Here is a 24,806-nt window from a genome sequence, read left to right as displayed (position 1 = left end):
CCGAGTCAACTCCAAAGCCGTCGGGGCTGATCGTGTCCATGAATGCTTCGCCGGCACCCGTGAGGATCACGGCGCGAGTATCGGGATCGGATCCGATCTGATGAAACAATTCGACGAACTGTTCGTGGGTGTGGCCGTCGAAGACAAGCTTGTCTCCGTTGGTGTGCAGGGTGACTTCCAGCACGCCCGTGGCTGTGCGAGTCAGGCGGGCATTGGGGAACGCATTGCGATAGGTGTCGAAGCGGGACATGGTGATTCCTAGAACTAAGGGTTGGAGGGTGAAGGGGATCGGAGGAAAGGAAAGCGAATCTGGATCAGGCCGCCGCAAGTGCGGTGACGCGCTGAATTGCCCGTTGAACCGCTGGCCGCTCCAGCATTTGTGCGTGCCAGCGGGCGACGTGCGGGTAGACCGCGAGGTCAACACCAGGAAACTCGTGGCGCCAGAACCAGCCGAAGTGGGCGATGTCGGCGATGCTGTAGTCGAAGCCGGCAGCAAAGCGATGGTTGGCGAACCGCTGGTCCAGCAGCGCGGTGACGCGGTGCGCCTCGGTGGAGAAGCGCTCCAGCGCGAGCGGTTGAGACTGTGCTGCAAGCTTCCGATAGAAGCCAGCCTGCCCGAAGGCCGGTGAAACGGCAGACGCGTGAAAGAACAGCTGCTCGAAGACCTCGAAACGGGCTGCGCCCTCCCTCGGCAGCAATGCACCATGTACCTCGGCAAGGTGGACGAGGATGGCAGCCGATTCGGTCAACACCCGACGTTCACCGCCTTGCTCGTCCGAATGGACAAGCACAGGCACCTTTCCGTTGGGATTTAGCGCAAGGAATTCAGGCGCCCGCTGCGCACCTGACTTGACGTTGACTGCGTGGAGTTCATAGGCCAGCCCCAACTCTTCCAGAGCGATGGGCACTTTCAGGCTGTTGGGGGTGGCGAAGGCAAACACCTTGATCATTTCTGGCTTCCGTTGGATTCGATGGATGTAGTTTTCCTCTATTCGATCCGGCATGAAAGATAGACTAGAGCCATAATGTTCATTCCTTGAAGGAATAAAATGGATCGTTTCCAGTCGATGTCAATCTTCGTGCGGGTCGTCGAAGCAGGCTCGTTCTCGGCAGCGGCTCGGCTGCTGCACGTCGGCCAGCCAGCGGTTTCCAAGACAGTCGCGCAACTCGAAACCAAGCTGCAGGTACGGCTTCTCATGCGCTCGACAAAGGGTTTGACCCCGACGGAAGCGGGGCAGCGCTTTTACGAGCGTGCCGTTATGGCGCTACAGGAAGCCGACGAGGCCGACCTTGCTGCCCGTGGCGCCGGGCGCGGGTTGATTGGTGTACTCCGCGTGTCGGCGGCACCAACATTCGCGCGCCTGCACGTTATTCCCCGACTGGGAAACTTCATGGAGGAACACCCTGATCTCTCCGTGGAAGTGGTCTTGGACGACCGACCGATTGATCTGATAGCCGAAGGGATTGACGTCTCCCTGCGCATGGGGACGCTACCCGAATCCGGTGCTGTGGCCAGGCGAATCGGCCGTTCACGCCGCTCGGTGATTGCCACGTCCAACTACTTGGCGAAAGCGGGCCGGCCAATGGTGCCCGCCGACCTTGCGGCGCACGAGGCACTTCTCTTCTCCCAAACGACGCACGTCTGGAGCTTTAGTCGGAATGGCGCTGAGTCGTCCGTGGCAGTGAAAGGTCGGCTTCGCCTCAGCGCTGCCGAAGGCGTTCGTGCAGCAGTGCTGGCCAGCATGGGGCTGACCATCGTCTCTGACTGGATGTTTGCGCCGGAACTCGAGAGCGGTGCCGTAGAACGCGTCCTGGGTGATTGGTCATTGCCCGACATCGACTTGTGGGCGGTCTTTCCGAGTGGCCGTCTCGCAAGCGCGAAAGCCAGGGCATTTGCGAGTTTTGTCGAGGCGGGGTTGTCCGCGTGTGACGCATAACCCACGAAACGGCGCAGATCACAGCCGAGCCGCGTTTGACTTCGGGATAACCGGCCATACATCTCCGCGATAGCGGCCAACAGGATGGCTTCCACAGGCCCTTCTGTCACTATGACGCCACTTGCAAAGAAATGGTTGGCCTTCGCAGCATCAATAAATCGCCGCAGCAACGAATGGTCTGTCTGCTTTGGCTGCCAGGCATTGGTGGAAGGTGACGAGCGTGCTGCGCATCGGCGGACCTCCTTGGCCAGCGGCGCCATGGCCCAGTCCTTCGTCACCCTGTTTGGGTTGCTAACCGGCCCTGGCGCGAGCAAGTCCCGATCCGTACAGCGTATGGCTGAGGCTCTGAAGCTCCCCTGCCTATGGCCCTGGGCGGGCACACGGACAACAGTTATTGAGCGGCACGACGCTGGGCAGGCGGCGAACGGATCGAGATGCGCACGTTTGCCTCCCGAGGATGGTGAAAGGCAAGTTCATCTGCGCCGACGATTCAATGCACCGCCATGGCCTCGCTCCCTGGCCCGTGCGTTAGTCGATTTCAAGGTTACAGCACCGTGGTCGAACGCAAGACTCGCTTGACGTTGCTGCTGCGCCTACCTCAAATGACAAAGGAACGCCTACTATCGCCCCACAAGGCCTTCAATACTTTTATTGACTGTGCCCTACTAGCCTACGCCCGCTCGAACACCGCAGCAAGCCCCTGCCCCCCGCCAATGCACATGGTCTCCAGCGCGTACCGACCCTGCCTCCGCTGCAGCTCGTGCAGCATCGTCGCCAACATGCGGCCACCCGTGGCACCGACCGGATGCCCCAATGAGATGCCGGACCCATTCACGTTCAACCGGTCCATGTCCGCCCAGCCCCAGCCCTTGAGAACAGCGAGCACTTGGCAAGCAAAGGCTTCGTTCAGTTCCACCAGATCCATGCAATCGATCTGCAGGCCGAGCCGAGCCATCAGCCTGTTCACTGCGGGGACCGGTCCAAGGCCCATGTGGGAAGGTTCACATCCGGCAGCGGCCCAACCCACCAGGGTGGCCATGGGCGTCAACCCCAAGGCGGCCAGCCGGTCTTCAGCTACGACCAGGCAGGCGGCCGCCGCATCATTCTGTTGGCTCGCGTTCCCCGCAGTGACAGTACCGTCCTTCATCAACGGGCGCAGTGCGGCCAGTCCGGCCAGGCTGGCATCCTCGCGAACTCCCTCGTCGCGGGTCACAAGAAGTGGCTCTCCTTTTTTCTGCGGCACCGGCACCGGCACGATCTCTTGGCTGAAGTGCCCGGCTTTCCACGCCGCCGCCGCCCGCTGGTGGCTGCGCAGGGCATAGGCATCGGCGTCGGCCCGCGAAACCTGCCAATCCCGGGCAAGGTTCTCGGCAGTTTCGATCATTCCCGAGATCGCGCCAAAGCGCTCGGCGGGCTGAGAACGCTCCCGTCCCCGCTCCAGACGGTCATGCAAGCGCACTCCACCTGCCCGAGCCCCCCAACGCATGTCATTGCTGTAGTACTCGACATTGCTCATGCTTTCGACCCCACCCGCGATGACCACATCAGCCGCGCCGCTCTGGATCATCATGGCCGCGGTGGCCACGGCCTGCAGGCCACCTCCGCAGCGCCGATCCAGCTGCATCCCCGGCACTTCCACGGGCAACCCCGCCTGCAGTGCGGCCCAGCGGCCGACGCAAGGCGTCTCGCCATTGGCGTAGGACTGCGCGAAGACGACATCGTCCACTCGGCCGGGATCGATCCCGGTGCGCGACATGAGGGCGCGCACGGTGATGGCTGCGAGTTCCTCGACCGGAACGGATCGCAGACCACCGCCGAATGAGCCTACGGGAGTGCGCAAGGGTGAAACGATTGCTGCTCGGCGCATGAAGGAGTCCTTGGGATGTTCAATTTAACGGGGCACCCGCGCGCCGGAAGGCGTAGTGCGCCTCGTGCAGCAGGCCTTCACGATACGTGGGTGCCGCAACCTCGACAAGGCGTCGGACACGGTTGGACAGCGACTGGCCTCGCAAATCCGCGATCCCGTGTTCCGTCACGACAAAGCCCACATCGCTGCGCGAGGTGCTCACAGGCCCGCAGAGAGCCGGCACGATACGGCTACGGCCTCGCGCGGTAGTTGAAGGCAGGGCGATGATCGGCACACCGCCTCGGCTACGCGCGGCACCGCGAAGAAAGTCAGCCGCACCGCCCACGGCGCCGATATAGCATTCGTTGGCGACTTCGGCGTTGACTTGGCCGCTGAGGTCGACCTCAATCGCCGAATTGATGGCCACCAGCTTGTCAATGCTCGCGAGCACATCCGGATGGTGGGTGTAGTCAGTGCCGCGCATGCACAGCTTTCGATTGTCATGCGCCCATTCACGGACTGCGGCGCCGCCCAGCAAGAGGCCGGCCACTGAGACGCCTTGGTCGCGGGTCTTGCGCGCGTTCGTGAGCACACCCGACAGAGCCAAGCCGGCCACGCCGTCACCGGCCGCGCCGGTATGAAGACCCAGGTCGCGGTGGCCTCGAAGCGCGCCGGCCACAGCATCGGGCACAGCCCCTATGCCCATCTGCAGCGTAGCGCCGTCTTCGACGAGACCCGCGACATGGCGCGCGATAGCCTGTTCGACAGCCCCGGTGCGCAAAACCTCCTGCTGCGCCGGAGCGAACCGCGCCTTCACGAAAAGATCCGCATCACGCGGACCGAGACTGCACTCCCCGTGAGTCCAGGGCACATCCGCATTCACCTCCACGATGACCACTCGCGCAGTCGCCATCGCGGCCAGGAGGTATTCGGTGGCATAGCCAAGGCTGTGGCGTCCGTCCTTGTCCGGTGCCGAGACCTGTAGCAGCAGCACATCGACGGGTAGCACGCGCCGACGCATGAGGTCCGGCAACTGTGAGTAGTGCACAGGCAGGATGTCCAGAAGGCCTTCTTCGGCCAGGGCGCGGTGCGAGCCAGCAGCGCTGTAGCCGATGAAGTCGAACCCATCGGCGTGAGCGGGCTCCAGCGTCGGTGCCACGCCGATCCCCACGAACACGCGCAACCGTCCCAGCGCGGCCCGCTGCGCCACCAATGCGCGGGTGAGCGTAAGCGGTTCTGCGGTGGCTTGGCCCCACATGACGAGATCGCCGGGCCGCACGAATCGACGCAGGTCGGGCACATCTTCAGACCACAAACCGGCGCGCTCCACGTCAGCCACCCGCCAGTATCGCGCGGCCGTGGCTCATCACGACCCGCTCGCGGCCGGTGTCTGTCACCCGTGTCTGGAAGCGGATTTCAGCATTTTCTTCCCACACATCCGTGCACAGTGCCTCGCCGGGATAGACGGGCGCCGCGAAGCGCGCATCGAAGCTCAGAAGGCGGCGGGCGTCGCCCGCTGCGCAAGCGCGCAGGACCGCCCAGCACGCAATGCCATAGGTGGCCAACCCGTGCAGGATGGGTCGTTCGAAGCCAGCCGCATGGGCCACCACCGGATCGGCATGCAACGGATTGGGGTCACCCAGCAGCCGGTACAGGAGAGCCGCATCGGGGCGCGTTCGCTGGCCATGCCGATGGTCAGGCTCTCGCGCCGGCACCGGCTGCAAAGGGGTCAAAGGCTCATCGCTGGGCTGACCGCCGTTCAATCTGCTGAATCCCCCGTCGCTTCGGCAGAACACGACCTGCGAAAGCGTGGCGTATCGCAGACCTGTTTCATCTTCCAGCGTTCGCTCCACTGCCACCACGGCGCCCTTGCCTTCTCCCTTGTCGATGATGTGGGAGATGCGGTTGCGTCCCACAAGGAACCCTTCGACCGGCAGGGGCTGATGGATCGCAAGACGCTGTTCGCCATGGACCAAGCGAACCCAGTCGATGCCGGCATCCGCCTCGCGCGCCCAGAACCCGGGATAACCGAGAACCGCCGCCTGGGTGGGCATGACGCGCAGCCCGCCTGGAGCACCCTCGTACACGTGAGCGAGCGCCTGCGGCTCCAGGGGGTCCTCGCAAACGCCGATGGCCAGGGCGTACAGGATGGCGTCGCGCGGCGTGCAAACGCTTCGCACCTCGGGAAAGCAGCGGGCCTTCAGATGCCGGTAGTCAATGGTCAAGATCGTCCTCGGGGCGCCGGCGCATTCAGAGCGTCGCGGTTTCCGGAAAGCACGCCGGCCGCTTCTCCACGAAAGACGCGATCCCCTCGCGTGATTCCGGTCCGGAAAAGCCGAGGAATTCGTAGGCCAGGGAAGCTTCGAAGATCGACTCGGAGTGCTTGAGCCAGAGGTTCAAGGCGCGCTTGGTGAGCTTAATCGCGTTCTGCGGGCCTTCGGCCAGTCGCGTGGCCACCGCCAACGCCCGCGCATCAAGTTCCTCGTCGTCGACCGCCAGCGAGACAAGGCCGATCCGCTCGGCTTCCTCACCACTCAGGGTGTCGCAGGTCAAGAGGTAGTACTTCGACTTGGCCATGCCACAAAGCAGCGGCCAGATGATGGCGGCGTGGTCTCCCGCGGCCAGGCCGATCTTGGTGTGCCCGTCGCAAATCTTGGCCGTGCGGGATGCAATGGAAATGTCGGCCATGAACGCGCAGGCCAGCCCGCCGCCCACCGCCCAGCCCCGGATGGCGCTCACGATCGGCTTGCTGCAGTTGGCCATGCCCAGCACGATGTTGCGGGCCTCCTGCATGGACTGCATCACCAGCGCATGGTTGTCCTGCACCTTTTGTTCGTGAACCAGATCGCCACCCGCGGAGAAGGCTGTGCCCTCCCCCGTGATGATCACCACCGAGACGCTGGGGTCAGCGTCCACCACGCTCCAGACCTGCGAGACTTCGGTATGGAGTTGGGCATCCATGGCGTTGAGCTTGAGGGGGGATCGAAGCACGATGCGAAGCACGCGGGGATGCGGCCGTTCAAAGCCCAGGCGCTGAAAACGGGCGTACGGGGAGGACGAGGATGAGGTCATGGAGCAGCTTTTCAAAGAAAAAGGCGGAAGGTGGGACGGGGCGGCCGGGCGCCTCAGAGGGTCACGAAGTGAAAGTCGGCGATGGTCTTGACCGGCGAACGGAAATGGGCCTGCACCCGCGTGCCTTTGGCGAAGTTCGCGTCCCTGGAAAACACCATCGACTTGATACAGGTGTCCGCGCCGTCCACCCGGATCAGCGCGGACGCCACGGGCATTCCGATGTGCGCGAGGTTGTCCGGTGCCTGCGTCAGCACGAGAGCGGAGAGGATTTCACCCGTTGTGCCGAGTTCCAGGGTGTCTGCCTGCGCATAACACTTGGAGCACAGCGGCCGCAGCGGCAGCCAGACGAAACCGCAGCCGGTGCACTTGCTGCCGACCAGCCGGCCTTGCTCCAGTCCCCAGAAATAGGAGGACTGCCCGCCGTAGCTGAAGCGGTAGTTGTAGACGTCCTGCAGGTCGACTTCGAAAATATCCGTCGTGTTCATGAGACCCCCAGAACAATTGAACAGCTTTGAGAAATCGCCGGTCCGCCAATCGCCGAGAACAGCGCTTTGCCGTTGCGGATGGGCACCTGCGTGCCGCCCGCCTCGCCACGCAGCTGCCTGGTGATCTCCCCGATGCGCGAGATGCCGGAGCACCCGGCCACGTGGCCACAGCCGATCATGCCGCCCGAGGGATTCACGGGCAGTGCACCCGACTTGAGCGTGACGCCCTCGTCGATCAGGCGGCCGCCGTCTCCCGGCGCGCACAGGCCCAGTTCCGCATAGCTGATGAGCTCGATGCCCGACAGCAGGTCGTGGGTCTCGATGAAGTCGAGTTCGGCCATTGGGTTGCGGATGCCGGCCATCTGGTAGGCCCTTTGCGCACCGATGTGCTGGCACACCAGCCGACCCAGCTCGTCATGGTCGGGCATGTAGCTGCGCCGATTGGAACTGCCCACCCCTTCGATCCAGATCGGGTTGGGCGAGAGCTGGCGCGCACGCTCTTCCGACGCCAGCACCAGCGCGGCCGCACCTTCGCTGTAGAGGCAGCAATCGTAGAACTTGATGGGCCCCGCGACACGGCGCGACTTCATGACATCCTCCACCGTGAGGTCCAGGCCACTCTGCGCCAACGGATTGCTCAGCGCGTTGCCATGGTTCTTCACCGACACCTTCGCCATCTGCTCCTCGGTGGGCGCCCCGAAACGGTCGATGTGCGACTGAACGACGAAGGCGAAATTCGCGGCCGCCAGCGGCTCCACGGGCACTTCCCAGGTAGTGTCCAGATCCAGCATGATCGCTTTCAGAAAGGCCGTCGAGCGCTTCTGCGTGTCAGGGTCGTACAGGTCCATGCCTTTGCCCGAGCCCACCACCAGAGTGACGTCCGACATGCCGGAGAGGATTTCGATCATGCCCTGGCGCACCGCCATGGCGCCCGTGACCGCGCCCGCGCTGACGTGAACAGAAGGCTTTCCGGCCATGCCGATGTAGTCCTGCACGGTGGTCGCGGGACAGCACTGGCGCACCCAGGCCACCATCAGGTCGGACAGGCCGTACACCACGTTGTCCACTTCGGCGGGCGATATCTTCGCGTCCGCCAGGGCGGCCTTGGTGACGTCCAAGGCTAGTTCGTAGTAAGTCTTGTCTGGATAGCGCGACTTCCAAGGGATCAATCCCACGCCGACGATGCCGACTTTCATGCGATGGCCTTTCCGGTGTGCACCCGGGATGCGGCAAGAGGCCGGACATCTTCAGGTGGGGTAAGCGGTGGGTGTTGGGGCATATGTCTCCTATCGGCGTTGATGAGGCTCAGTGGTGTGAAAGCAACTGGCCATAACCGTGGACGGTGTCATTCACGCCGGCCATGCGCAAGAGCTTCCAGAGCGTGGCTGTGGTCGAGGTGATCGCCGGGTGGCCGGTGACACGCTCCAGCGCCGCCACGGCTCCGTGGGAGTTCATGTTCAGGCAACTGATGACGAGCACGTCGGCGGCATCGGACCAGGCACGCAGAGCAAGCTGGCGAATCTCCTCGGGCGTGGGCCGAGCCAACTCGAAGGCATCGGAGATGCCCAGGTGGGCCTCACCCACCACGCGGAATCCGGCATCCTCGAAGAACCGCCGCTCGGCATGGCCGATCACGTCGTTATACGGGGAGGCGATGGCGATGGCGCGCGCGCCCAGCAGCCGCAGCGCATCCACGAGCGCGCCCGCCGCTGTACAACAAGGTCGCGATGTCGCGCCTTCAAGCTCGTGCCGCAGCGCCTCGTCGTAGGCACTGCCCTGCACCACGCTCGACGCCGTGCAGCCATAGGCGATGGCGTGCGGCCTGCAGCTCGCCAGGCGTTGGGCGGCGGTCATGCCTTCGGTATGGTCCATACGGCGCAGGGCTTCGGCGGTGATTTCGCTGTCCAGCAGCATCCGCGTGGCGTGGAGCGACACGCCCTCGGGCAACATCTGGTTGAACCAAACCTCCACCACGGTGTTGACGCTGGGCAGGATCACACCCAGGCGCGCCCGACACACCACGTCCGGCAGTGGCTGGGGGCGCACGGCCCGATCGCTGGGCACCGTGGGGCAGGCTGCCTGGGTCATGCCATCGTCAGGCCGCCGCTGACGCTCAGCGCCTGGCCGGTGATGAAGGAAGCCGCAGGAGACACCAGGAACACCGCCGCGGCCGCGACCTCCTCAGGCTGTGCGGCGCGGCGCAGGGGGGTGGCGCGGATCATCCCGCCACCGATCTTCCCGCCCAGTTCGTCATTGGCCACCAGGTCCTGCCAAAGCGCGGTGTCGATGGGTCCCGGGCACACCACATTGACCAGCACCTTCTGGCGCGCGTACTCCCGCGCGATGGACTTGGCGAAAGCGATGATGGCGCCACGGCAGGCCGCCGAAACGGCTTCCCCGCTGGTGCCCACCTTACCGGAGTCGGAACCGATCAGCACCACGTTGCCGCCACCATTGGTGATCAGCGCCGGCAGCACCGCACGCATGCAGAAGATCGCGCTGCGCAGCTCGACGTCGATCGTCATCTCCATGGTCTCGTCGGAGGTTTCGAGAAACGGTTGGATGCGCAACGCGGAACCGACCGTGCTCAGAAACGCGTTCAGCTTACCGAAACGCGCGGTGCAGGCGGCCACCATGCCGTTCACATCGCCGGCGTTCGTGAGGTCGCCCCGGTGCAGCAACACCCGGTCGGGGTACGCGCTGGCCAGCTCCAGCAGGGCCGCTGCGTTCGTGCGGTAGTGCAGCACCACTTTGGCACCGCGGTCCAGCAGCGTGCGGGACACCACGCGGCCCACGCCCCCGCCGGCCCCGGCCACCAACACCACCCTATCCTTGAAATCCTGGTTCATGCGTTGACCTCCTTCTTTGTCTTTGATGTGTGCGCATCGCGCGATTGCAGTGCCACGCCAGCGGCCACGCGGTCCCAGGTGGTGGCGAGCAGGCCTTGCCCGCGCAGTTCCGCCTTGCGCACCTTGCCCGTGGAGGTCTTGGGCAGACCCGCGACCGCGTCGACGTAGCGCGGCACCGCGTAATAAGGCAGCCGCTCGTCGCAATGGGCGATGACGGCGGCCGGATCGAACCGAGCGCCCTCGGCCAGCACCAGCACGGCGCGGACCTCCTGCTCGTAGCCGCCCAGCGGCGACGGCGCGGCGATGACCGCGGCCTCCTGCACCGCCGGCATGTCCAGCAGCACGGACTCGACCTCCACCGACGACACGTTGTTGCCCCGGTAGCGGATCACGTCCTTGATCCGGTCCATGAAATGCAACCGTCCGTCCTCGCCGAAGAAGCCGGCATCGCCCGTGTGGAACCAGAGGTTGCGCCAGGTCTCCACGGTCTCGCGCGGCTTGCCCCAGTAACCGAGGAAGGTCACATGGGGACGGGCAGGCCGCACTACGATCTCGCCGACGGTGCAAGCGGGCTGGGGTTGGTCGTCGGCATCGACGACGCGCACGTCGAAGTCGCTGGTGCTGTGGCCGACGAGGCCTTCCTGCAGGGCGCCAACCGGTGTCAGCGTGACGACATTGGCCTCGGTCGAACCATAGCCCGTGCCAAAGGGCACGCCGAACAGCTCGGTGAACCGCGCGACCTGCTCCGCCCCCATGGAAATGCCCCAACCCGCGCGCAGCCGATGTCCCTGCGCCGCGCGTGGACCATCGGGGTCCTTGTTCAGCATCTCCAGGATGGCGCCCATGCCGAAGAAGACGGTGCACTGGTGGGTCACGACGTCGGGCCAGAAGCGCGTGCGCGAGAATCGGTCGACAACGAGCATTCGCGCGCCCGTCACCAGGGTGCTGCAGGCAATGATGCCCTGCGCGGTGTTGTGGTGCAGCGGAAAGAAGTTGTAGACGCAGTCGCCCGGCGTCAGGCCGATGCTGCGCGCAATGTTCTCGCCCAGCGTGATCTCGTGCTCATGACACAGGAGCACGCCCTTGGGCATGCCGGTGGTGCCGGAGGTGTACATGATGGCCAGCGCGTCGCTGGGTTGGACCGGCTTGGCGGCCGCCAGGTTGAAGTCGCGCGAGCACACCTCGGCGAAATGCTCCAGCGCCACCCGCCCAGCCGAAGCGGCGTCCGGCGGCCCATCGATCAGCAGGACGGTGCGCAGCCGCTCGCAGGCTTCCAGGGCGTCCTGGTGGGCGGCGTAGAACGCCAGGTCCGCGATCAGCACCTCGGCACCGGAATCCTCCACCACATAGCGCACCTGGGCCGACTTGAACTCGAGATTGACAGGCACTTCGATGGCGCCCAGGCGGCCGATGCCGAACCAACTGGCCAGCATGTCGATGCCGTTGGGCAGGGCCAGGCAGACGCGGTCGCCGTGCCGCACGCCCACGCTGCCCAGGCCCTGGGCCACGCTGGTGGCCAGGCGGTCGGCCTCGGCGTAACCCACCGTCTTCTGCTCGCACAGGACGAAGGGCGCATCGCCCTTGGCCCGCGCCTGCGCGGCCAGCAGCGCGCCGAGCGTGCGTGTGTCGGATCGGTTCATAGGTGGACTCCTTCGGTCATGAAGCTCATTGCGGCATGAACATCAGGGGCCCGCGCTGCCCGCCCGCCTGAGCGGCTTCCACGCTGAAGGGAGCGGCGCGCAGCAGTTCGATGCTCATGGACTGCAACAGCGGGCCGTCGCGTTCGGACTCGGCCACCGCGTCCTTCCATCGGGCATCCGCCGCGAAAGCTTCCCAGGTGGCCTCGCGCTGCGCCGCGGAATCCCACTCGAGCATGTAGCGCAGGACCCGGTTGTCAGCGCCGACCGCGACCGTGTACAGCGGGCTGTGCCGGATGCCGTGGTCCTTGAAGAGAGCGAGCGTCTTCGTCTCGAAGCGGGTCAGCAGGGCCGGGAGCTTGCCGGGCATGCAGGTGTAGGTGCGGAACTCGTAGATCATGTCGGGCGGTGCGCTGGGGTTCAAAAAGAGCTTGGACAGGAACGCTCGCGGGCTGCACCGGCGCAGCTGTAGCGCTGCGGGCCAGTGGCGGACGGTGTCGGCTTCGCGGGGCACGGCTTCATCCTTCAGAGTGCCTCGACCAGTGCCGGCACGGCGCCGAAAAGGTCCGCTTCGAGGCCATAGTCCGCGACTCCGAAGATGGGCGCTTCAGGGTCCTTGTTGATTGCAACGATCACTTTCGAATCCTTCATGCCCGCCAGGTGCTGGATCGCGCCGCTGATGCCGCAGGCGATGTACAGCTCGGGCGCAACGATCTTCCCCGTCTGCCCCACCTGCCAATCGTTGGGGGCGTAGCCGGCGTCCACCGCGGCGCGGCTGGCGCCGAGCGCGGCGCCGAGCTTGTCCGCCAGTGGTGTCAGCACGTCGTTGAATTGTTCGGTCGAGCCAAGCGCGCGTCCACCCGAGACGACGATCCGGGCGCCAGCGAGTTCGGGCCGGTCGCTACGCGCGATCTCCTGGCCGACGAAGCGCGACAGGCCGCTGTCCGGCACCGGCGCACCGGCCTCCACGGACCCGCTGCCGCCCTGCGCCGCCACCGGATCGAAGGCGGTGGTGCGCACGGTGACGACCTTCACGGGATCGATGCTGCGCGTCGTTGCAATCGCATTGCCAGCGTACACTGGCCGCTCGAAGGTGTCTGCATCCAGCACTTTCGTGATTTCGCTGATCTGCGCCACGTCGAGCCCCGCGGCCACGCGCGGCGCAACGCTCTTACCCTGCGAGGTCGCTGCGAACAGAATGTGCGTATAGCCTGGCGCAATGGTCAATACTTGCGCAGCTAAGTTCTCCGCCAGCCCGTGCGCCAGGTGCGCGGCCTCCACGTGGATCGCCTTGTCCACACCTTCGGCCTGGGCAGCCGCCGCGGCCGCAAGTGTCGCGTCTGCACCAACGACCAGCACGTGAACATGTGCGCCTGCGGCGCACGCGCGCGCCGCAGCGATGACATGTAGGCTTGCTGCCTTGAGAGAGGCGGAGTCGTGTTCCGCGATGACTAGTACGGTCATTGGTGGGTTCCTGATGTGTGGGTGTGACGTCGCCTTCATGGCCGGCGCGCCGGCCGCATGGGCGTGGCCGCAACGGGTGGGGCGCGCCGTCAGATAAGTTTGGCTTCGTCCCTGAGCCGGGCGACCAGCGCCGCGACATCCGGCACGCGGATGCCGGCACTGCGGCTCGGAGGCTCCTTCATGGCCACGACCGTGAGGCGGGGGCGCGCGTCCACACCGAGGTCTTCGGGCGTCAACGTGTCGATCGGCTTCTTCTTCGCCTTCATGATGTTGGGCAGCGTCACATAGCGCGGCTCGTTCAGGCGCAAGTCGACAGTGACGACAGCTGGCAGCGCAACGGAGATCGTCTCCAGCCCGGAGTCGACCTCGCGGGTCACCGTCGCCCGGCCATCGGCCACCTCCAGCTTCGAGGCAAAGGTGGCCTGTGCCAGTCCGGCGAGGGCGGCGAGCATCTGCCCGGTCTGGTTGCAGTCATCGTCAACCGCCTGCTTTCCCATGACCACGATCTGTGGCTGCTCCTTGTCCAGCAAGGCCTTCAGCAGCTTGGCCACGGCCAGGGGTTGCAAATCCTCATTGGTCAGCACGAGGATGCCCCGGTCTGCCCCGATCGCCATAGCGGTGCGCAGCGTCTCCAGACATGCGGCGGTACCGCAGGAAACCGCGATCACTTCCGTGGCCACGCCCCGCTCCCTCAGCCGCACTGCTTCTTCCATGGCGATCTCGTCGAACGGGTTCATGCTCATCTTCACATTCACGAGATCCACACCCGTGCCGTCGGACTTGACCCGGACTTTGACGTTGGAGTCCACCACCCGCTTGACGGGCACCATCACTTTCATCGGTATGTTTCCTGTAGTAAGTCGGCACGAAGGATGCACAAGCCGTGCTCGTTTTCTGCCATGCCATCAAGGATGCGCGCATGGGGGGCCCAGGGCAACGGATCGCGCCAGCCTGTTCCGTGCTGTGCAATCGGCGACCGGGATCCACGCGTCGACAGGCTGGGTGAGAACACCTGCTGCTGCGCAGCACGCAACATCGGTGACCCATGACTTGAAAAACCCAAGGCATGCATGGACGATGGGTTTCCCGCCCAACACGCGTTCTTTCCTTTCCATGATCCAAGATTCCGAAACCCTGAGCATCCTCCTGAGCACCATCGCCCGGTTCGTTCGCGAAAGGCTCATCCCCAACGAAGAAGTGGTTGCCGAGACCGACGAGATCCCCGCGGACATCGTCCACGAGATGAAGGCGACAGGCCTGTTCGGCCTCACGATTCCCCAAGCCTATGGTGGGTTTGAATTGACGATGGAAGAAGAGGTGTTGGCCATGCTTGAGCTGGGCCGGGCGTCGCCCGCGTTCCGCTCGCTGATCGGCACAACGCTGGGCATCGGTTCGCAGGGCATCCTGCTCGACGGCACCGAAGAGCAGAAACGCAAGTACCTTCCCCGGCTGGCCACGGGCGAACTCATCGCAGCGTTCGCGCTGACCGAACCGGATGCCGGCTCTGACGCGGTTTCGCTTCGTACTCGTGCCGTGTGCGATGGCGACCACTACGTCGTCAACGGTACCAAGCGTTTCATCACCAACGCGGCGCAGGCGGGCATCTTCACCTTGCTGGCGCGGACCGGTTCCGAACCGAAGGGCGCCGCTGGCATCTCCGCCTTCATCGTGGAGGCCGCAACCCCGGGCATCACCCTGGGCAAGCGCGACCGCAAGATGGGGCAGCGGGGCGCCCACACCTGCGACGTGATCTTCAACAACTGCCGCATTCCCGTCGCCAACCTCATCGGGGGCGTCGAAGGCCAGGGCTTCAAGACCGCCATGAAGGTGCTGGACAAGGGTCGCATCCACATCGCGGCGATCTGCGTCGCGGTGGCCGGGCGCATGCTGGATGAGGCCTTGCGTTATGCACTGGAACGGCAGCAGTTCGGCAAGCCCATCGCCGAGTTCCAGCTGATCCAGGCAATGCTCGCCGACAGCAAAGCCGAGATCTACGCTGCGCGCAGCATGGTGATCGATGCCGCGCGCCGGCGCGACGAAGGACTCGACGTGAGCACCGAGGCGTCGTGTGCCAAGCTATTCGCCTCGGAAATGTGTGGCCGCGTCGCGGACCGGGCGGTGCAGATCTTTGGTGGCTCGGGCTACGTGAGCGACCACGGCATTGAGCGCTTCTACCGCGACGTGCGGCTGTTCCGCATTTACGAAGGCACGTCGCAGATTCAGCAATTGGTCATCGCGCGTAACATGATCCGAGCCGAACGCGCCTGAAGGCGAATCGCCCTCGCGCATAGGCCCGCGGTCGTCGGCGCGCCGCGGGCCGGACGGGCATCAGTGAAGCTGGCCTGGGACCATACGAGACTCGCGCAGGTCGCTGAACATGCGCGTGAGCTGCATCTCGTCGCTGCCCTCGAAGATCCGCTGCACCCGCAGATCCCGGTACCAGCGCTCGATGCCTGTTTCCTTGGCAAAGCCCATCGCGCCGTGGATCTGCATGACCCGGTCCACCACGTTGTTGACCATGCGGGCGGTATACAGTTTGGCCGCACAGGCGGCGTAGCGGTAGTCGATCTCATTGGCACCCTGCCACGCACAATGCCAGACCATGAGTTTGGACGCGCGCAACTCGACCTCGGACTCGGTGATCATGAACTGGATGTTTTCCCGATCGGCCAGTTTCTTACCGAAGGTGGTTCGATTCTCCGCGTGGTCTAGCGCCATGCCGAGCAGACGCTGAGCCGCACCCACGTTCCGAGCGCCGAGCATCCAGCCGCGATTGCGGTACACGAAGCGCATCGCCAGGGAGAAGCCTTTGTTGATCTCGCCCACCCTGTTTCGGTCGGATACGCGAACGTTGTCGAAGTACAGCGAAGAGGTGTCGCCATGGCCCATGTTGCGCACGGGCGTGGCCGTCCAGCCGCACGAACGATCGACCAGGAATGCGGTCACACCATCGACGCCAGCCTCATCCCGCGTGCGCGCGAAAACCAGCGCGAAGTCGGCGTCCATACCCCAAGTGATCCATGTCTTCTCGCCGTTGATCACCCAGTCGCCCCCATTCTTGACGGCTGTCGTCCGCAGATTCCTCGCATCCGACCCTACCCCGGGTTCGCTCAAGGCGAAACAGCTCTGCCGCTCACCGCGTAACGTCGGAAGGAGGTATTCCTTCTTCTGCTCGTCGTTCACGAGGTACAACACATTGGGCACGCTGCCCGGAAGCAGGAATTTGATGAAGGACTTTCCCAACTCCTCGAACACGATGGCTTGCGAGATGGGGTCCAAATTCAGGCCTCCATGCTCCTCGGGACAGTCGATGCCCCACAGACCCGCTTCCCGCGCCAGGGCCTGCAGTTCGCGGGCGTCTTCGGGTTGGGTGATGCCGCTGCCGCCGGCGATTTCGCGCCGAATCATCAGCCGCTCGCGCGGGATCAGTTCCTTGTTGACGAAGGTCTGGACGGTATCGCGGATGAGCCGCTGCTCTTGGGTCAGGGAAAGATCGATAATGGAATCAGGTTCTAGGATGGGAGAGGAAGAATGCGGCGGGCCTCATGCCGCTCAATCGGCCGTGATGCGGTACTTGGTCACGGCCTCTTTCCAGAAGCGGTTTTCCTGCTCCAGCTTCTGGGTGAACAATTCCGAGGAGCTCTCGACCGTGCTGGCACCGAGTTTGTCGATGCGGGCCTTCACGGCCGGGTCGCGCAGCGCCCGGTTGAGGTGGGTGACCAGCTTGGCCACCACGTCCGGCGGCGTGCCTGCGGGCGCGAACACGCCGAACCAGCTCATGAGCGAGGGAACACCCAGTTCCTTGAGCGTCGGGATGTTCGGTGCATCCGGCATGCGCTGGTCACCGGCCACCGCCACGGCTCGGAACTTGCCCAGCGAGACGAGAGAGCGGTACGTGCCCTTGGAAATGGTCGTCGACGCGAGGCTGCCACCCATGATGTCGTTGATCGTGGGCGTCTCGCCCTTGTAGGGCACGCCCAGCAGGGTGACGCCCAGGTGTTCCTCGAGGATCTTGCTGTAGACGTGCGTGAGCGAGCCGCTGCCGGTGGTGCCGAAGGAGAGTGCCCCCGGGCCGGACTTCGCGTACTTCACGTAGTCGGCCCACGACTCGATGCCCGTGCCCGCACTGGCGATGAAGACCACCTCGTTGTTCGTTAGTTGCGCGACCGGCACGAAGCTCTTGATCGCGTCGTACCGGGGCTTCGGGTACAGCAAGGGATTCATGATGAAAGGGGTGTACGTCAGCAGCAGGGTGTAGCCGTCGGCGGGCGCCCTGGCTACGTACTGGGTCGCGATCATCGTCGAGGCACCCGGTTTGAATTCGACGACGATGGGCTGACCCATGGGCTGCAGGGCTTCCGCGACGATCCGCGCCATGGCGTCCCCCATCCCGCCCGGAGCAAGCGGCACGACGACCGAGATGGGCTTGGCGGGGTACTCCGCGGCGGCGCCGGTTGCGTGCAAGCCCGCGAGAGCCAGCCCCGAGGCCAGCCAGGCGGCCGCGCGCAGGCGGCGAGATGCAAGCGAAAAGAGATTCATAGGTGCTCCAGGATGTGGTGGTTGAAAGGGCATCGGACCGCGTTCAGTGCTGCCCGAAGTGAGCGCTGTATCGATGGGTTTTGGTGTTTCGGTGGTGGCCATGTCGGCCCCGGCCGGGGGTTTTTAGGGGCGTCTCCCGGGGCGGGGCGCGACGCCCCTCAACCGAAGCGGCCGCCGGTGACATGCAGCACCTCCCCGCTGATGAAACTGGCACATTCCGACGCGAGAAAGCTCACGGCATGGGCCACGTCGTCGGGTTGGCCCACCCGCTTGAGCGGTTGCAACCGCACGGCCTTGTCGCGGATGGCCTCGTAGGTCGGCAGGGCCTCGACCATTTCTGTCTGCATGAAGCCCGGCGCCACGCAATTCACGGTCACGCCGTAACGCCCCTCTTCCTGAGCAAGTGCCTTCGACATACCAATGAGGCCTGCCTTGGCCGCTGCATAGTTGGCTTGGGTGGGGTTGCCGAAGTGGGCGCGCGAACTGATCTGGATCACGCGCCCCCATCGCTGCTCGATCATCCTGGGCATGACCGCGCGAGCCATCAGGAAGGCGCCCTTTAGGTTCACATTCATCACGACGTCCCAGTCGTCCTCGGTCATCTCCACCAGATACCGATCTCGCGGGATGCCAGCGTTGTTTACCAGAATGTGGACACCGCCGAAGATGCCGATGGTCTCGTCGACAAGGTGCTGCACATCGGCGGCTCGGGTGACGTCGGTCACGACGGGGTGAGCTGACAGTCCCATCGCCTTGAGTTCGCTGGCCGTCTCGTTTGCCTTCGCCTCATCGATGTCGCTGATGACCACATGCGCGCCCTCCAGCGCGAGGCGGCGTGCGATGGCCCGGCCCAGTCCCCGGGCCGAGCCGGTCACGATGGCCGTTTTTCCTTCGATACCGAGGTCCATGCATTCCTTTCTGAAAGAGCCATGAAAAGGCAAGAGTCTTCACATTCGTAACTCCGATGGTATTACCATCGGACAGAAAAAATATAAGTAGTTGCCCTAGGAAATCGAGCGCCGTCGTGGGCTCGGGAAAGTACCTAGTTGGAAAATGCCTCGATGATTGGGATGTTGGTATTACCATCGCACCATACGCCAACATGAACAGCCCCCAGGGCTTTCGGGCGCACGCCATGCAAACCTGAACCTGGAGCCCCATCGAATGCCCGTCACCTCATCGCCGCCAGCACAGCACGACGCACTCAAAAACATCCGCGTGCTGGACTTCACTTTTGTCATGTCGGGGCCCCTGTGCACGCGAGCCCTAGCGGACGCCGGTGCGGATGTCATCAAAGTGGAGCCACCGGGTGGCGACGTCATGCGCCAGCAGGAACCTCTGTTGGGCAACTTCAGCACCTACTTTGGTGCGCTCAATTGCGGCAAGCGCAGCATCGTTCTCGACCTGGCCCGCCCGGAGGACAAGCTGGCGGCGCAGCAACTGGCCGCCACGGCCGATGTAGTCGTCGAGAACTTCCGCCCCGGTGTCATGGAGCGGCTTGGTCTGGGCCACGAGAAACTCAGGGCTGCCAATCCGCGATTGATCTACTGCTCGATTTCCGGCTATGGACAACAAGGCCCGAAATCGGGCGTGCCGGCCTATGCGCCTGTCATTCACGCCGCCTGCGGCTATGACGATGCCAGCATGCGCTTCCAGGCCGTGCAGCGGCCCGCGACCAGCGGAATCATGCTTGCTGACGTGCTGGCGGGCATCCATGCCGCCAGCGCCATCCACCTGGCACTTTTCGACCGCGAACGCACAGGCTTGGGCCAGCACGTAGATGTCGCGCTGTTCGATGCCGTTCTCGCCATGCTGGTGCGGGAGGGGCAGGAGGCCCAGACGCCGACCGCCTTTCCTTATGTTGGCTTCGAACCCGTCAAAGCCAGCGACGGGTACGTCATGGTCGCGGCTGTCACCGAACGCAACGGAACGGCGCTGTTCGACGTAATCGGCCGGCCGGAGTTGAAGACCGATCCGCGTTTCGCAACCGCGTCAGCCAAGGTGAACAACCGACCGGCCCTGTACGCGGAAGTGGAAGCCTGGACGCGCCTGCGCACCGCGGCCGAATGCGAGGACGCATTGATGGCCGCCGGGGTTCCAGTCTCACGATACAAGACCGTCGCGCAGGCGATGGACGACGTCCACACTCTCTCGCGCGGCACGCTGCAGACGCTGAGCTGCGCCGGTGGTTCCTTTCGCGTAGTCAACGCACCCTACAAGCTCTCGGCCGCACGGGTGCAAGCGCGTGCCAGACTGGCACAACTGGGCGAAGACACCGACACGGTGCTCAAAGAACTGGCGGCCGCCCCGGCGTCGCCGGACGACACCGTAACCGGGCCTCGGCGCGCCCGGGCTTGAATGGCACCACGGTGAACGCCATGCTCGAACACATGTCCTGGTTGGGTCCGCTGACCGGAACCTCCGACGCGAATCCCGTTGCATGGAAAGAGCGCGCGCAGCGCTACACCATGATAGAAGGCCAATGCCGGGCAACATCCGATGCAGCGCCCCGCCGACCGGCCATTAAACGGGCCTCGGCTCCTGCCGTCCGACTGGTAATGCGGCCGCGCGACGACACCCCGGCATTCTTGTCGAACGATACAGGGCGCCTCATCGAGCCGGTGTGCCGTGGCTTCTCGATCCTCGAAGCTTTCATCGGCGCGGTGCAATGGCTCGGCAACGAAGAACTGGCGGCGATTACTGGCATTCCCAAGGCCACGGTACCACGCCTCACCCGTGCGCTGGCAGCGCTGGGCTACCTGGAGTACCGTCCGGGCCTGCGCAAGTACGGCCTCGCGCCCGCGGTCCTGGCCCTGGGCTACAGCGCGGTGGGGAGTTGCGAAGCCGCAGGCTTCGCGCGGGCGCAGTTGCAGCAGTTGGCCGACAGCACGCAGACTTTCGTCTCGCTCGTCAGCCGAGACCTGCTGGATCTGGTCATGCAGGTGAATTGCCATGGCGCCACCACCGCCTTGACGCTGGGCCTGAGTGCCAAGTCCCGCCTGCCCATCTCCTCCTGCCCCATCGGATGGGCACTTCTGGCGGGCCTACCCGAGCGTGAACGCACCTACCTCATGTCGCATCTGCGAGACCGCGAGCAACGGCATTGGCCCTTTCTCCTGAGCCGTTTGACCCGCTCGACGCGGGAGGTCGAGCAGCACGGCTTCTGCATCTCCATCGGTGAATGGGCGTCCGACATCGCTGTCGTGGCTGCGCCATTGCAGATCGCGCATGGGCCGGCCATGGCACTGGCATGCGCCGGCCCGAAGGCCTCGCTCACGCGCGCCCACCTGAGTGAAACCGTTGGGCCGCGGCTGAAAGCGGTGGCGGACATCCTCCAGCTCGGCTCAGCCGCCTGTCCCGAGGCCCACTGAAATGCAGGCTCGTGGTGGTCAAAGGGAGCACGGCGAAGCACCGGAGGCAACGCAGACCCTGGAACGGGCCCTGAAGCTGCTGGTCGCCTTTCGCGCCGATTCGAAACCGCTGTCCAATGCCGAGTTGGCACTGCGCACGGGGTTCTCCAAAGCATCCGTGTCGCGCATCACGCATTCGCTGGTGGCGATGGGTTACCTTGACCGCTCGGCCGACCAGCTTCGCTTCCAGATCGGCCGCAAAAGCCATCTGCTGGGACAGGCCTTCCTCTGCGCCAGCCCCTTGGAGCAGGCCGCGCGACCGATCATGCAGGCGTTCGCCGATGCGCATGACGTCTCGGTGGCGCTTGCCATTCCGAACCAGTTGGACATGCTGTACCTGCAGTGCTGCAACAGCTGTCGCAGCGCCACGCTGCGACACGGAATCGGCAGCATGGTGCCGATAGGACTCACCTCGATCGGGCGCGCCTGGCTGAGCGCGCAAGACCTGGACACGCGCGAGCGCTACACCCGCAACCTCCTGTCGCGGGCGGCAGATGCCAAGGCCCTTGACATGGCTCTGGCGCGCGCGTTCCAGGAGTTCCAGTCCGGGCACTACTGCACCGCGCTGGGGGAATACCAGCGCGACGCATTCGGCGTCGCCACCGTGGTGGAGATCGGTGCGGCGTCCACCGTCATGGGGCTGAGCTTCGGCGCCGTGTCGGTGGCCCCCGATCTCACTCACATTCGGCAGGTTCTCGCGCGGGCGCTCATCGAGGCCGCGGCCGCGTTAAAGCAAGCCTGCCAGGGTCTGGGCGGAGCCGCCAAACACGAACCGGGAGAGACCTGAACATGCCATCGACGCATCCAACGGGTGCGCCGTCCTGCTGGGAGCCACGCGCCCGGGATCTCGACCGATCCCATGCCGCACAGATCATGCGGCTGATGGACACGGCCAGCTTCGACGAGCTGTACGCCCTGTCGGTCGAACGTCCCGGCGATTATTGGGAAGTGGTACTGCGGTACTGTGACATCGTCTGGGAGCGGCCCGGCGCCATCTACCTGGACGAGGCGCGCGGTGCACCGTTTCCCAACTGGTTTCCAGGCCGGCGCCTGAACTGGGTGAGTTCCGTCTTTGCATGGGCCGACCGCGACCAAGGCGGCTCCTGCCTCGCCGTGATCGCCGAGCGCGAGAACGGCACGACGGAGTCGATCGACCGCGCAGGACTGCTGCGGCAGGTGGCCACCTTCGCGGCAGGACTGCGCGGCCTGGGCGTGGCCCGCGGGGATCGTGTGGGGCTTCTGATGGAAAGCGGTATCGAGGCCTGCGTCGCCGTGCTCGCCCTGTCCTGGCTGGGCGCGATCGTGGTTCCGCTCTTCAGCGGCTTTGGCGCCGAGGCCATCGGCTCCCGGCTCGCGGGTTGCAAGGCGCGTGGACTGATCAGCACCACCGGGTTCCACCGGCGCGGCCAGTGGATCGACAAGACGGCAGCGGTGCGGGCGGCGACCGCGGACCTGGAGGCCTTCGCCTTCACCCTCTGGAAGGGACCCCACGCGACACCCTCGACCGGATCTGCGCAGCACGACTGGGACGAGGTCGCGCGCAATGCTCGGCCCCTGCGTGAGCCCGAGAGCATGGCCCCGGACGACCCCTTCATGGTCATCTACACCTCGGGCACCACGGGCAAGCCCAAGGGCGCGGTGCACACCCACGGCGGCTTTCCGCTGAAGATCGCCCACGATGCGGCCGTGCATTTCGACACGGGGCCGGGCGACGTGTTCTGCTGGCCCGCCGACATGGGCTGGATCGCAGGCACCCTGGTGATGACCAGCGCACTGATCCGGGGGGCCACGCTGGTCTGCTACGACGGGGCGCCGGACTTCCCCGATTGGTCGCGCATGTCCCGGGTGGTGGCGCGTCACCGCGTCACCCACTACGGTTCGTCGCCCACGCTCATCCGCGGACTCGCGTCCCATGCGCCCTTGTCGCTGGCGGGAGACCTGTCTTCACTGAAGCTGCTGATCACGGCGGGCGAAACCATCGATCCCGAGCACTTCGACTGGTTTCAACAGCATTTTGGCGACGGCACCTGCCCGGTGATCAACTACACCGGCGGCACCGAGGTGTCGGGCGCACTGCTGGCGAGCGTCGTCGTCAAACCGATCACCCCCGGTGGGTTCAATTCCCGCTCGCCCGGCATCGAGGTCGATGTGGTGGATGCGCAGGGCAACGCCGTCATGGAGCGCGCGGGTGAACTCGTGGTGCGTCGGCCCTTCGTGGGGATGACGCGCTCCTTCTGGGAAGACGATGAGCGGTACCTGCAAACCTACTGGAGCGCGATCCCTGGCATCTGGGTTCACGGTGACCTCGCGCAGCGCCACGCGAATGGTTCGTTCTTCATGCTGGGCCGGTCCGACGACACGCTCAAGCTCGCTGGAAAGCGGGTGGGACCGGCCGAGGTGGAAGCGGTGATGCTCGAGATGCCCGGCGTCGACGACGCCGCCGCGATCGGGGTGGCCGATCCGTTAAAGGGAGAGAAGCTGGTGGTTTTCGTGGTGGCCAACGCCGCGAAGGGCGCCACCGACGCTGAGCTGTCGCTCGGCGTGCAGGCTCGGGTGGCCGAACGTCTCGGCAAGGCCTTCCGCCCGGCGCGGGTGCACGTGGTGCAGGAATTGCCGAAGACCCGCACCGCCAAGACGATGCGCCGCCTGATCCGAAGCGCGTACTGCGGCAACCCCCTGGGCGACCTGACGGCTCTGGCCAACCCGGCGGCATTAGACGGCATTCGCGACGCCGCCAACGAATCTATTGATTGAGGAGAACGTGATGGAATTGGGTTTGAAGAACCGCACGGTGCTGATCACCGGCGCCTCGCAGGGCATCGGAGAGGGCCTGGCCATGGCCTTCGCGCGAGAAGGCTGCCGGCTCAAGCTCGTCGCACGCAACGAAGCCAAGCTCGGGCGCGTTGCGCAAGCCGTGTCCGCGTCGCATGGCATGCAGGCCGAGATTCTTCCGATCGACATGAGCGAGCCCGGTGCCATCCAGCGGGTCGCTGCCTTCGGTGGCGATGCAGACGTGCTGGTCAACAACGCCGGCAGCATTCCGGGTGGCGACCTCTGGAGCGTCACCGAGGACCGCTGGCGCGCGGGATGGCAGTTGAAGGTCTTCGGCTACATCGACCTCGTGCGGGAAATCTATCCACTGATGAAGGCCAGGGGCTCGGGTGTCATCCTGAACAACATCGGAAGCGGTGGCGAGAATCCCGACTTCGACTACGTTGCCGGCTGCACCGGCAATGCCGCCCTCATGGCATTCACCCGTTGCATCGGCGGGAAAAGCATCGGAGACGGCATTCGCGTGATTGGCGTCAACCCCGGCCTGGTGGCCACCGAGCGCATCTGGAAACTTTTCAAGGACCGGGCGAAGCCGGGCAGTTCCGATGAAGATCGCAACGCGCAGATGCTGGTGAACTACCCGCTCGGGCGGCCTGCCAACGTGCAGGAAGTCGCCGAACTCTTCGTGTTTCTTGCATCAGACTGCTCCAGCTACACGTCGGGGGCGATCTTCACCGTGGACGGTGGACACACTTCCCGAAGGTCCATCACCTGATCAACCGACATCCCATCGCC

23 protein-coding genes and 1 pseudogene are annotated in these 24,806 nt (G+C 64.9%); 7 read left to right on the top strand and 17 right to left on the bottom strand.

Translation table 11 applies throughout. The features are described 5' to 3' along the window. Positions 1–250, bottom strand: a pseudogene (locus HPA01S_RS17520) (enoyl-CoA hydratase/isomerase family protein); the annotation flags it as partial. Between the two features lie 64 nt (positions 251–314). Next, positions 315–950, bottom strand: coding sequence for a glutathione S-transferase family protein (locus HPA01S_RS17515; protein WP_066272061.1), 636 nt, complete (start codon positions 948–950; stop codon positions 315–317). A 99-nt stretch (positions 951–1,049) separates the two neighbouring features. On the opposite strand from HPA01S_RS17515, the gene HPA01S_RS17510 reads away from it, so the two are divergent. Beyond that, the gene (locus HPA01S_RS17510; protein ID WP_066272060.1) at positions 1,050–1,937 is read left to right on the top strand and encodes a LysR family transcriptional regulator; all 888 of its coding nucleotides are present in this window, start codon (positions 1,050–1,052) and stop codon (positions 1,935–1,937) included. Positions 1,938–2,607: 670 nt separating this feature from the next. On the opposite strand, the gene HPA01S_RS17505 is transcribed toward HPA01S_RS17510, so the two are convergent. The 12 genes from HPA01S_RS17505 to HPA01S_RS17450 form a co-directional block, all read right to left on the bottom strand. Next, on the bottom strand, positions 2,608–3,804 hold the full coding sequence (locus HPA01S_RS17505; protein ID WP_066272059.1) for an acetyl-CoA C-acetyltransferase: 1,197 nt from the start codon (positions 3,802–3,804) through the stop codon (positions 2,608–2,610). A gap of 19 nt (positions 3,805–3,823) precedes the next feature. Then, a complete protein-coding gene (locus HPA01S_RS17500; RefSeq protein WP_084360782.1) occupies positions 3,824–5,041 on the bottom strand; it encodes an acetyl-CoA hydrolase/transferase family protein in 1,218 nt (405 codons plus the stop codon). A gap of 73 nt (positions 5,042–5,114) precedes the next feature. Then, entirely contained in the window at positions 5,115–6,008 is an 894-nt protein-coding gene (locus tag HPA01S_RS17495; protein WP_066272058.1) for a MaoC/PaaZ C-terminal domain-containing protein, read from the bottom strand. Positions 6,009–6,033: 25 nt separating this feature from the next. Beyond that, complete coding sequence (locus HPA01S_RS17490) at positions 6,034–6,855, bottom strand: enoyl-CoA hydratase/isomerase family protein (protein WP_066272057.1); 822 nt, start codon at positions 6,853–6,855, stop codon at positions 6,034–6,036. Between the two features lie 53 nt (positions 6,856–6,908). Beyond that, complete coding sequence (locus HPA01S_RS17485; protein ID WP_066272056.1) at positions 6,909–7,340, bottom strand: Zn-ribbon domain-containing OB-fold protein; 432 nt, start codon at positions 7,338–7,340, stop codon at positions 6,909–6,911. Continuing rightward, the gene (locus HPA01S_RS17480) at positions 7,337–8,536 is read right to left on the bottom strand and encodes a thiolase family protein (protein WP_066272055.1); all 1,200 of its coding nucleotides are present in this window, start codon (positions 8,534–8,536) and stop codon (positions 7,337–7,339) included. The genes HPA01S_RS17485 and HPA01S_RS17480 overlap by 4 nt, the downstream gene beginning before the upstream one ends. 109 nt (positions 8,537–8,645) lie before the next feature. Further along, the gene (locus HPA01S_RS17475) at positions 8,646–9,428 is read right to left on the bottom strand and encodes a maleate cis-trans isomerase family protein (RefSeq protein ID WP_066272054.1); all 783 of its coding nucleotides are present in this window, start codon (positions 9,426–9,428) and stop codon (positions 8,646–8,648) included. Continuing rightward, entirely contained in the window at positions 9,425–10,189 is a 765-nt protein-coding gene (locus HPA01S_RS17470; protein WP_066272053.1) for an SDR family NAD(P)-dependent oxidoreductase, read from the bottom strand. Before HPA01S_RS17470 ends, HPA01S_RS17475 begins: the two co-directional genes overlap by 4 nt. Next, on the bottom strand, positions 10,186–11,829 hold the full coding sequence (locus HPA01S_RS17465) for an AMP-binding protein (RefSeq protein WP_066272052.1): 1,644 nt from the start codon (positions 11,827–11,829) through the stop codon (positions 10,186–10,188). Before HPA01S_RS17465 ends, HPA01S_RS17470 begins: the two co-directional genes overlap by 4 nt. 25 nt (positions 11,830–11,854) lie before the next feature. Continuing rightward, positions 11,855–12,340 carry an NIPSNAP family protein gene (locus tag HPA01S_RS17460; RefSeq protein ID WP_218005358.1) on the bottom strand — a complete coding sequence of 162 codons (486 nt, stop codon included), beginning with the start codon at positions 12,338–12,340 and terminating at the stop codon, positions 11,855–11,857. Between the two features lie 11 nt (positions 12,341–12,351). Then, complete coding sequence (locus tag HPA01S_RS17455; RefSeq protein WP_066272050.1) at positions 12,352–13,290, bottom strand: electron transfer flavoprotein subunit alpha/FixB family protein; 939 nt, start codon at positions 13,288–13,290, stop codon at positions 12,352–12,354. 89 nt (positions 13,291–13,379) lie between these two features. Further along, complete coding sequence (locus HPA01S_RS17450; protein WP_066272049.1) at positions 13,380–14,129, bottom strand: electron transfer flavoprotein subunit beta/FixA family protein; 750 nt, start codon at positions 14,127–14,129, stop codon at positions 13,380–13,382. A gap of 274 nt (positions 14,130–14,403) precedes the next feature. Here HPA01S_RS17450 and HPA01S_RS17445 point away from each other — a divergent pair, with 274 nt between their 5' ends. After that, positions 14,404–15,558, top strand: a complete 1,155-nt coding sequence (locus HPA01S_RS17445) for an acyl-CoA dehydrogenase family protein (protein WP_066272064.1) — start codon at positions 14,404–14,406, stop codon at positions 15,556–15,558. A gap of 60 nt (positions 15,559–15,618) precedes the next feature. Here HPA01S_RS17445 and HPA01S_RS17440 read toward each other — a convergent pair whose 3' ends face one another. From HPA01S_RS17440 to HPA01S_RS17430, 3 genes are all read right to left on the bottom strand, one after another. Beyond that, positions 15,619–16,776: an acyl-CoA dehydrogenase family protein gene (locus HPA01S_RS17440; RefSeq protein WP_281193148.1), complete on the bottom strand. Its 1,158-nt coding sequence runs from the start codon at positions 16,774–16,776 to the stop codon at positions 15,619–15,621. Between the two features lie 66 nt (positions 16,777–16,842). Then, positions 16,843–17,829, bottom strand: coding sequence for a Bug family tripartite tricarboxylate transporter substrate binding protein (locus HPA01S_RS17435; RefSeq protein ID WP_066272047.1), 987 nt, complete (start codon positions 17,827–17,829; stop codon positions 16,843–16,845). Positions 17,830–17,987: 158 nt separating this feature from the next. Beyond that, positions 17,988–18,737 (bottom strand): beta-ketoacyl-ACP reductase, encoded by a 750-nt coding sequence (locus HPA01S_RS17430; RefSeq protein ID WP_066272046.1) that lies wholly within the window; start codon positions 18,735–18,737, stop codon positions 17,988–17,990. Positions 18,738–18,993: 256 nt separating this feature from the next. On the opposite strand from HPA01S_RS17430, the gene HPA01S_RS17425 reads away from it, so the two are divergent. Genes HPA01S_RS17425 through HPA01S_RS17405 form a run of 5 tightly spaced genes read left to right on the top strand, consistent with a single transcriptional unit; the run spans position 18,994 to position 24,786 of the window. Further along, complete coding sequence (locus tag HPA01S_RS17425) at positions 18,994–20,187, top strand: CaiB/BaiF CoA transferase family protein (RefSeq protein WP_084360780.1); 1,194 nt, start codon at positions 18,994–18,996, stop codon at positions 20,185–20,187. Between the two features lie 20 nt (positions 20,188–20,207). After that, on the top strand, positions 20,208–21,200 hold the full coding sequence (locus HPA01S_RS17420) for an IclR family transcriptional regulator (RefSeq protein WP_084360779.1): 993 nt from the start codon (positions 20,208–20,210) through the stop codon (positions 21,198–21,200). 1 nt (position 21,201) lies between these two features. Further along, the gene (locus tag HPA01S_RS17415) at positions 21,202–22,026 is read left to right on the top strand and encodes an IclR family transcriptional regulator (RefSeq protein WP_066272044.1); all 825 of its coding nucleotides are present in this window, start codon (positions 21,202–21,204) and stop codon (positions 22,024–22,026) included. A gap of 2 nt (positions 22,027–22,028) precedes the next feature. Continuing rightward, positions 22,029–23,993, top strand: a complete 1,965-nt coding sequence (locus HPA01S_RS17410; RefSeq protein WP_066272043.1) for an AMP-binding protein — start codon at positions 22,029–22,031, stop codon at positions 23,991–23,993. A 10-nt stretch (positions 23,994–24,003) separates the two neighbouring features. After that, positions 24,004–24,786, top strand: a complete 783-nt coding sequence (locus HPA01S_RS17405) for an SDR family oxidoreductase (RefSeq protein WP_066272042.1) — start codon at positions 24,004–24,006, stop codon at positions 24,784–24,786. Positions 24,787–24,806: the final 20 nt, after the last annotated feature.

Source organism: Hydrogenophaga palleronii NBRC 102513 (assembly GCF_001571225.1).
GTDB lineage: Bacteria > Pseudomonadota > Gammaproteobacteria > Burkholderiales > Burkholderiaceae_C > Hydrogenophaga > Hydrogenophaga palleronii.
The sequence above is the reverse complement of the archived record's forward strand: the minus strand, read 5'-3'. Positions and strand labels throughout refer to the sequence as shown.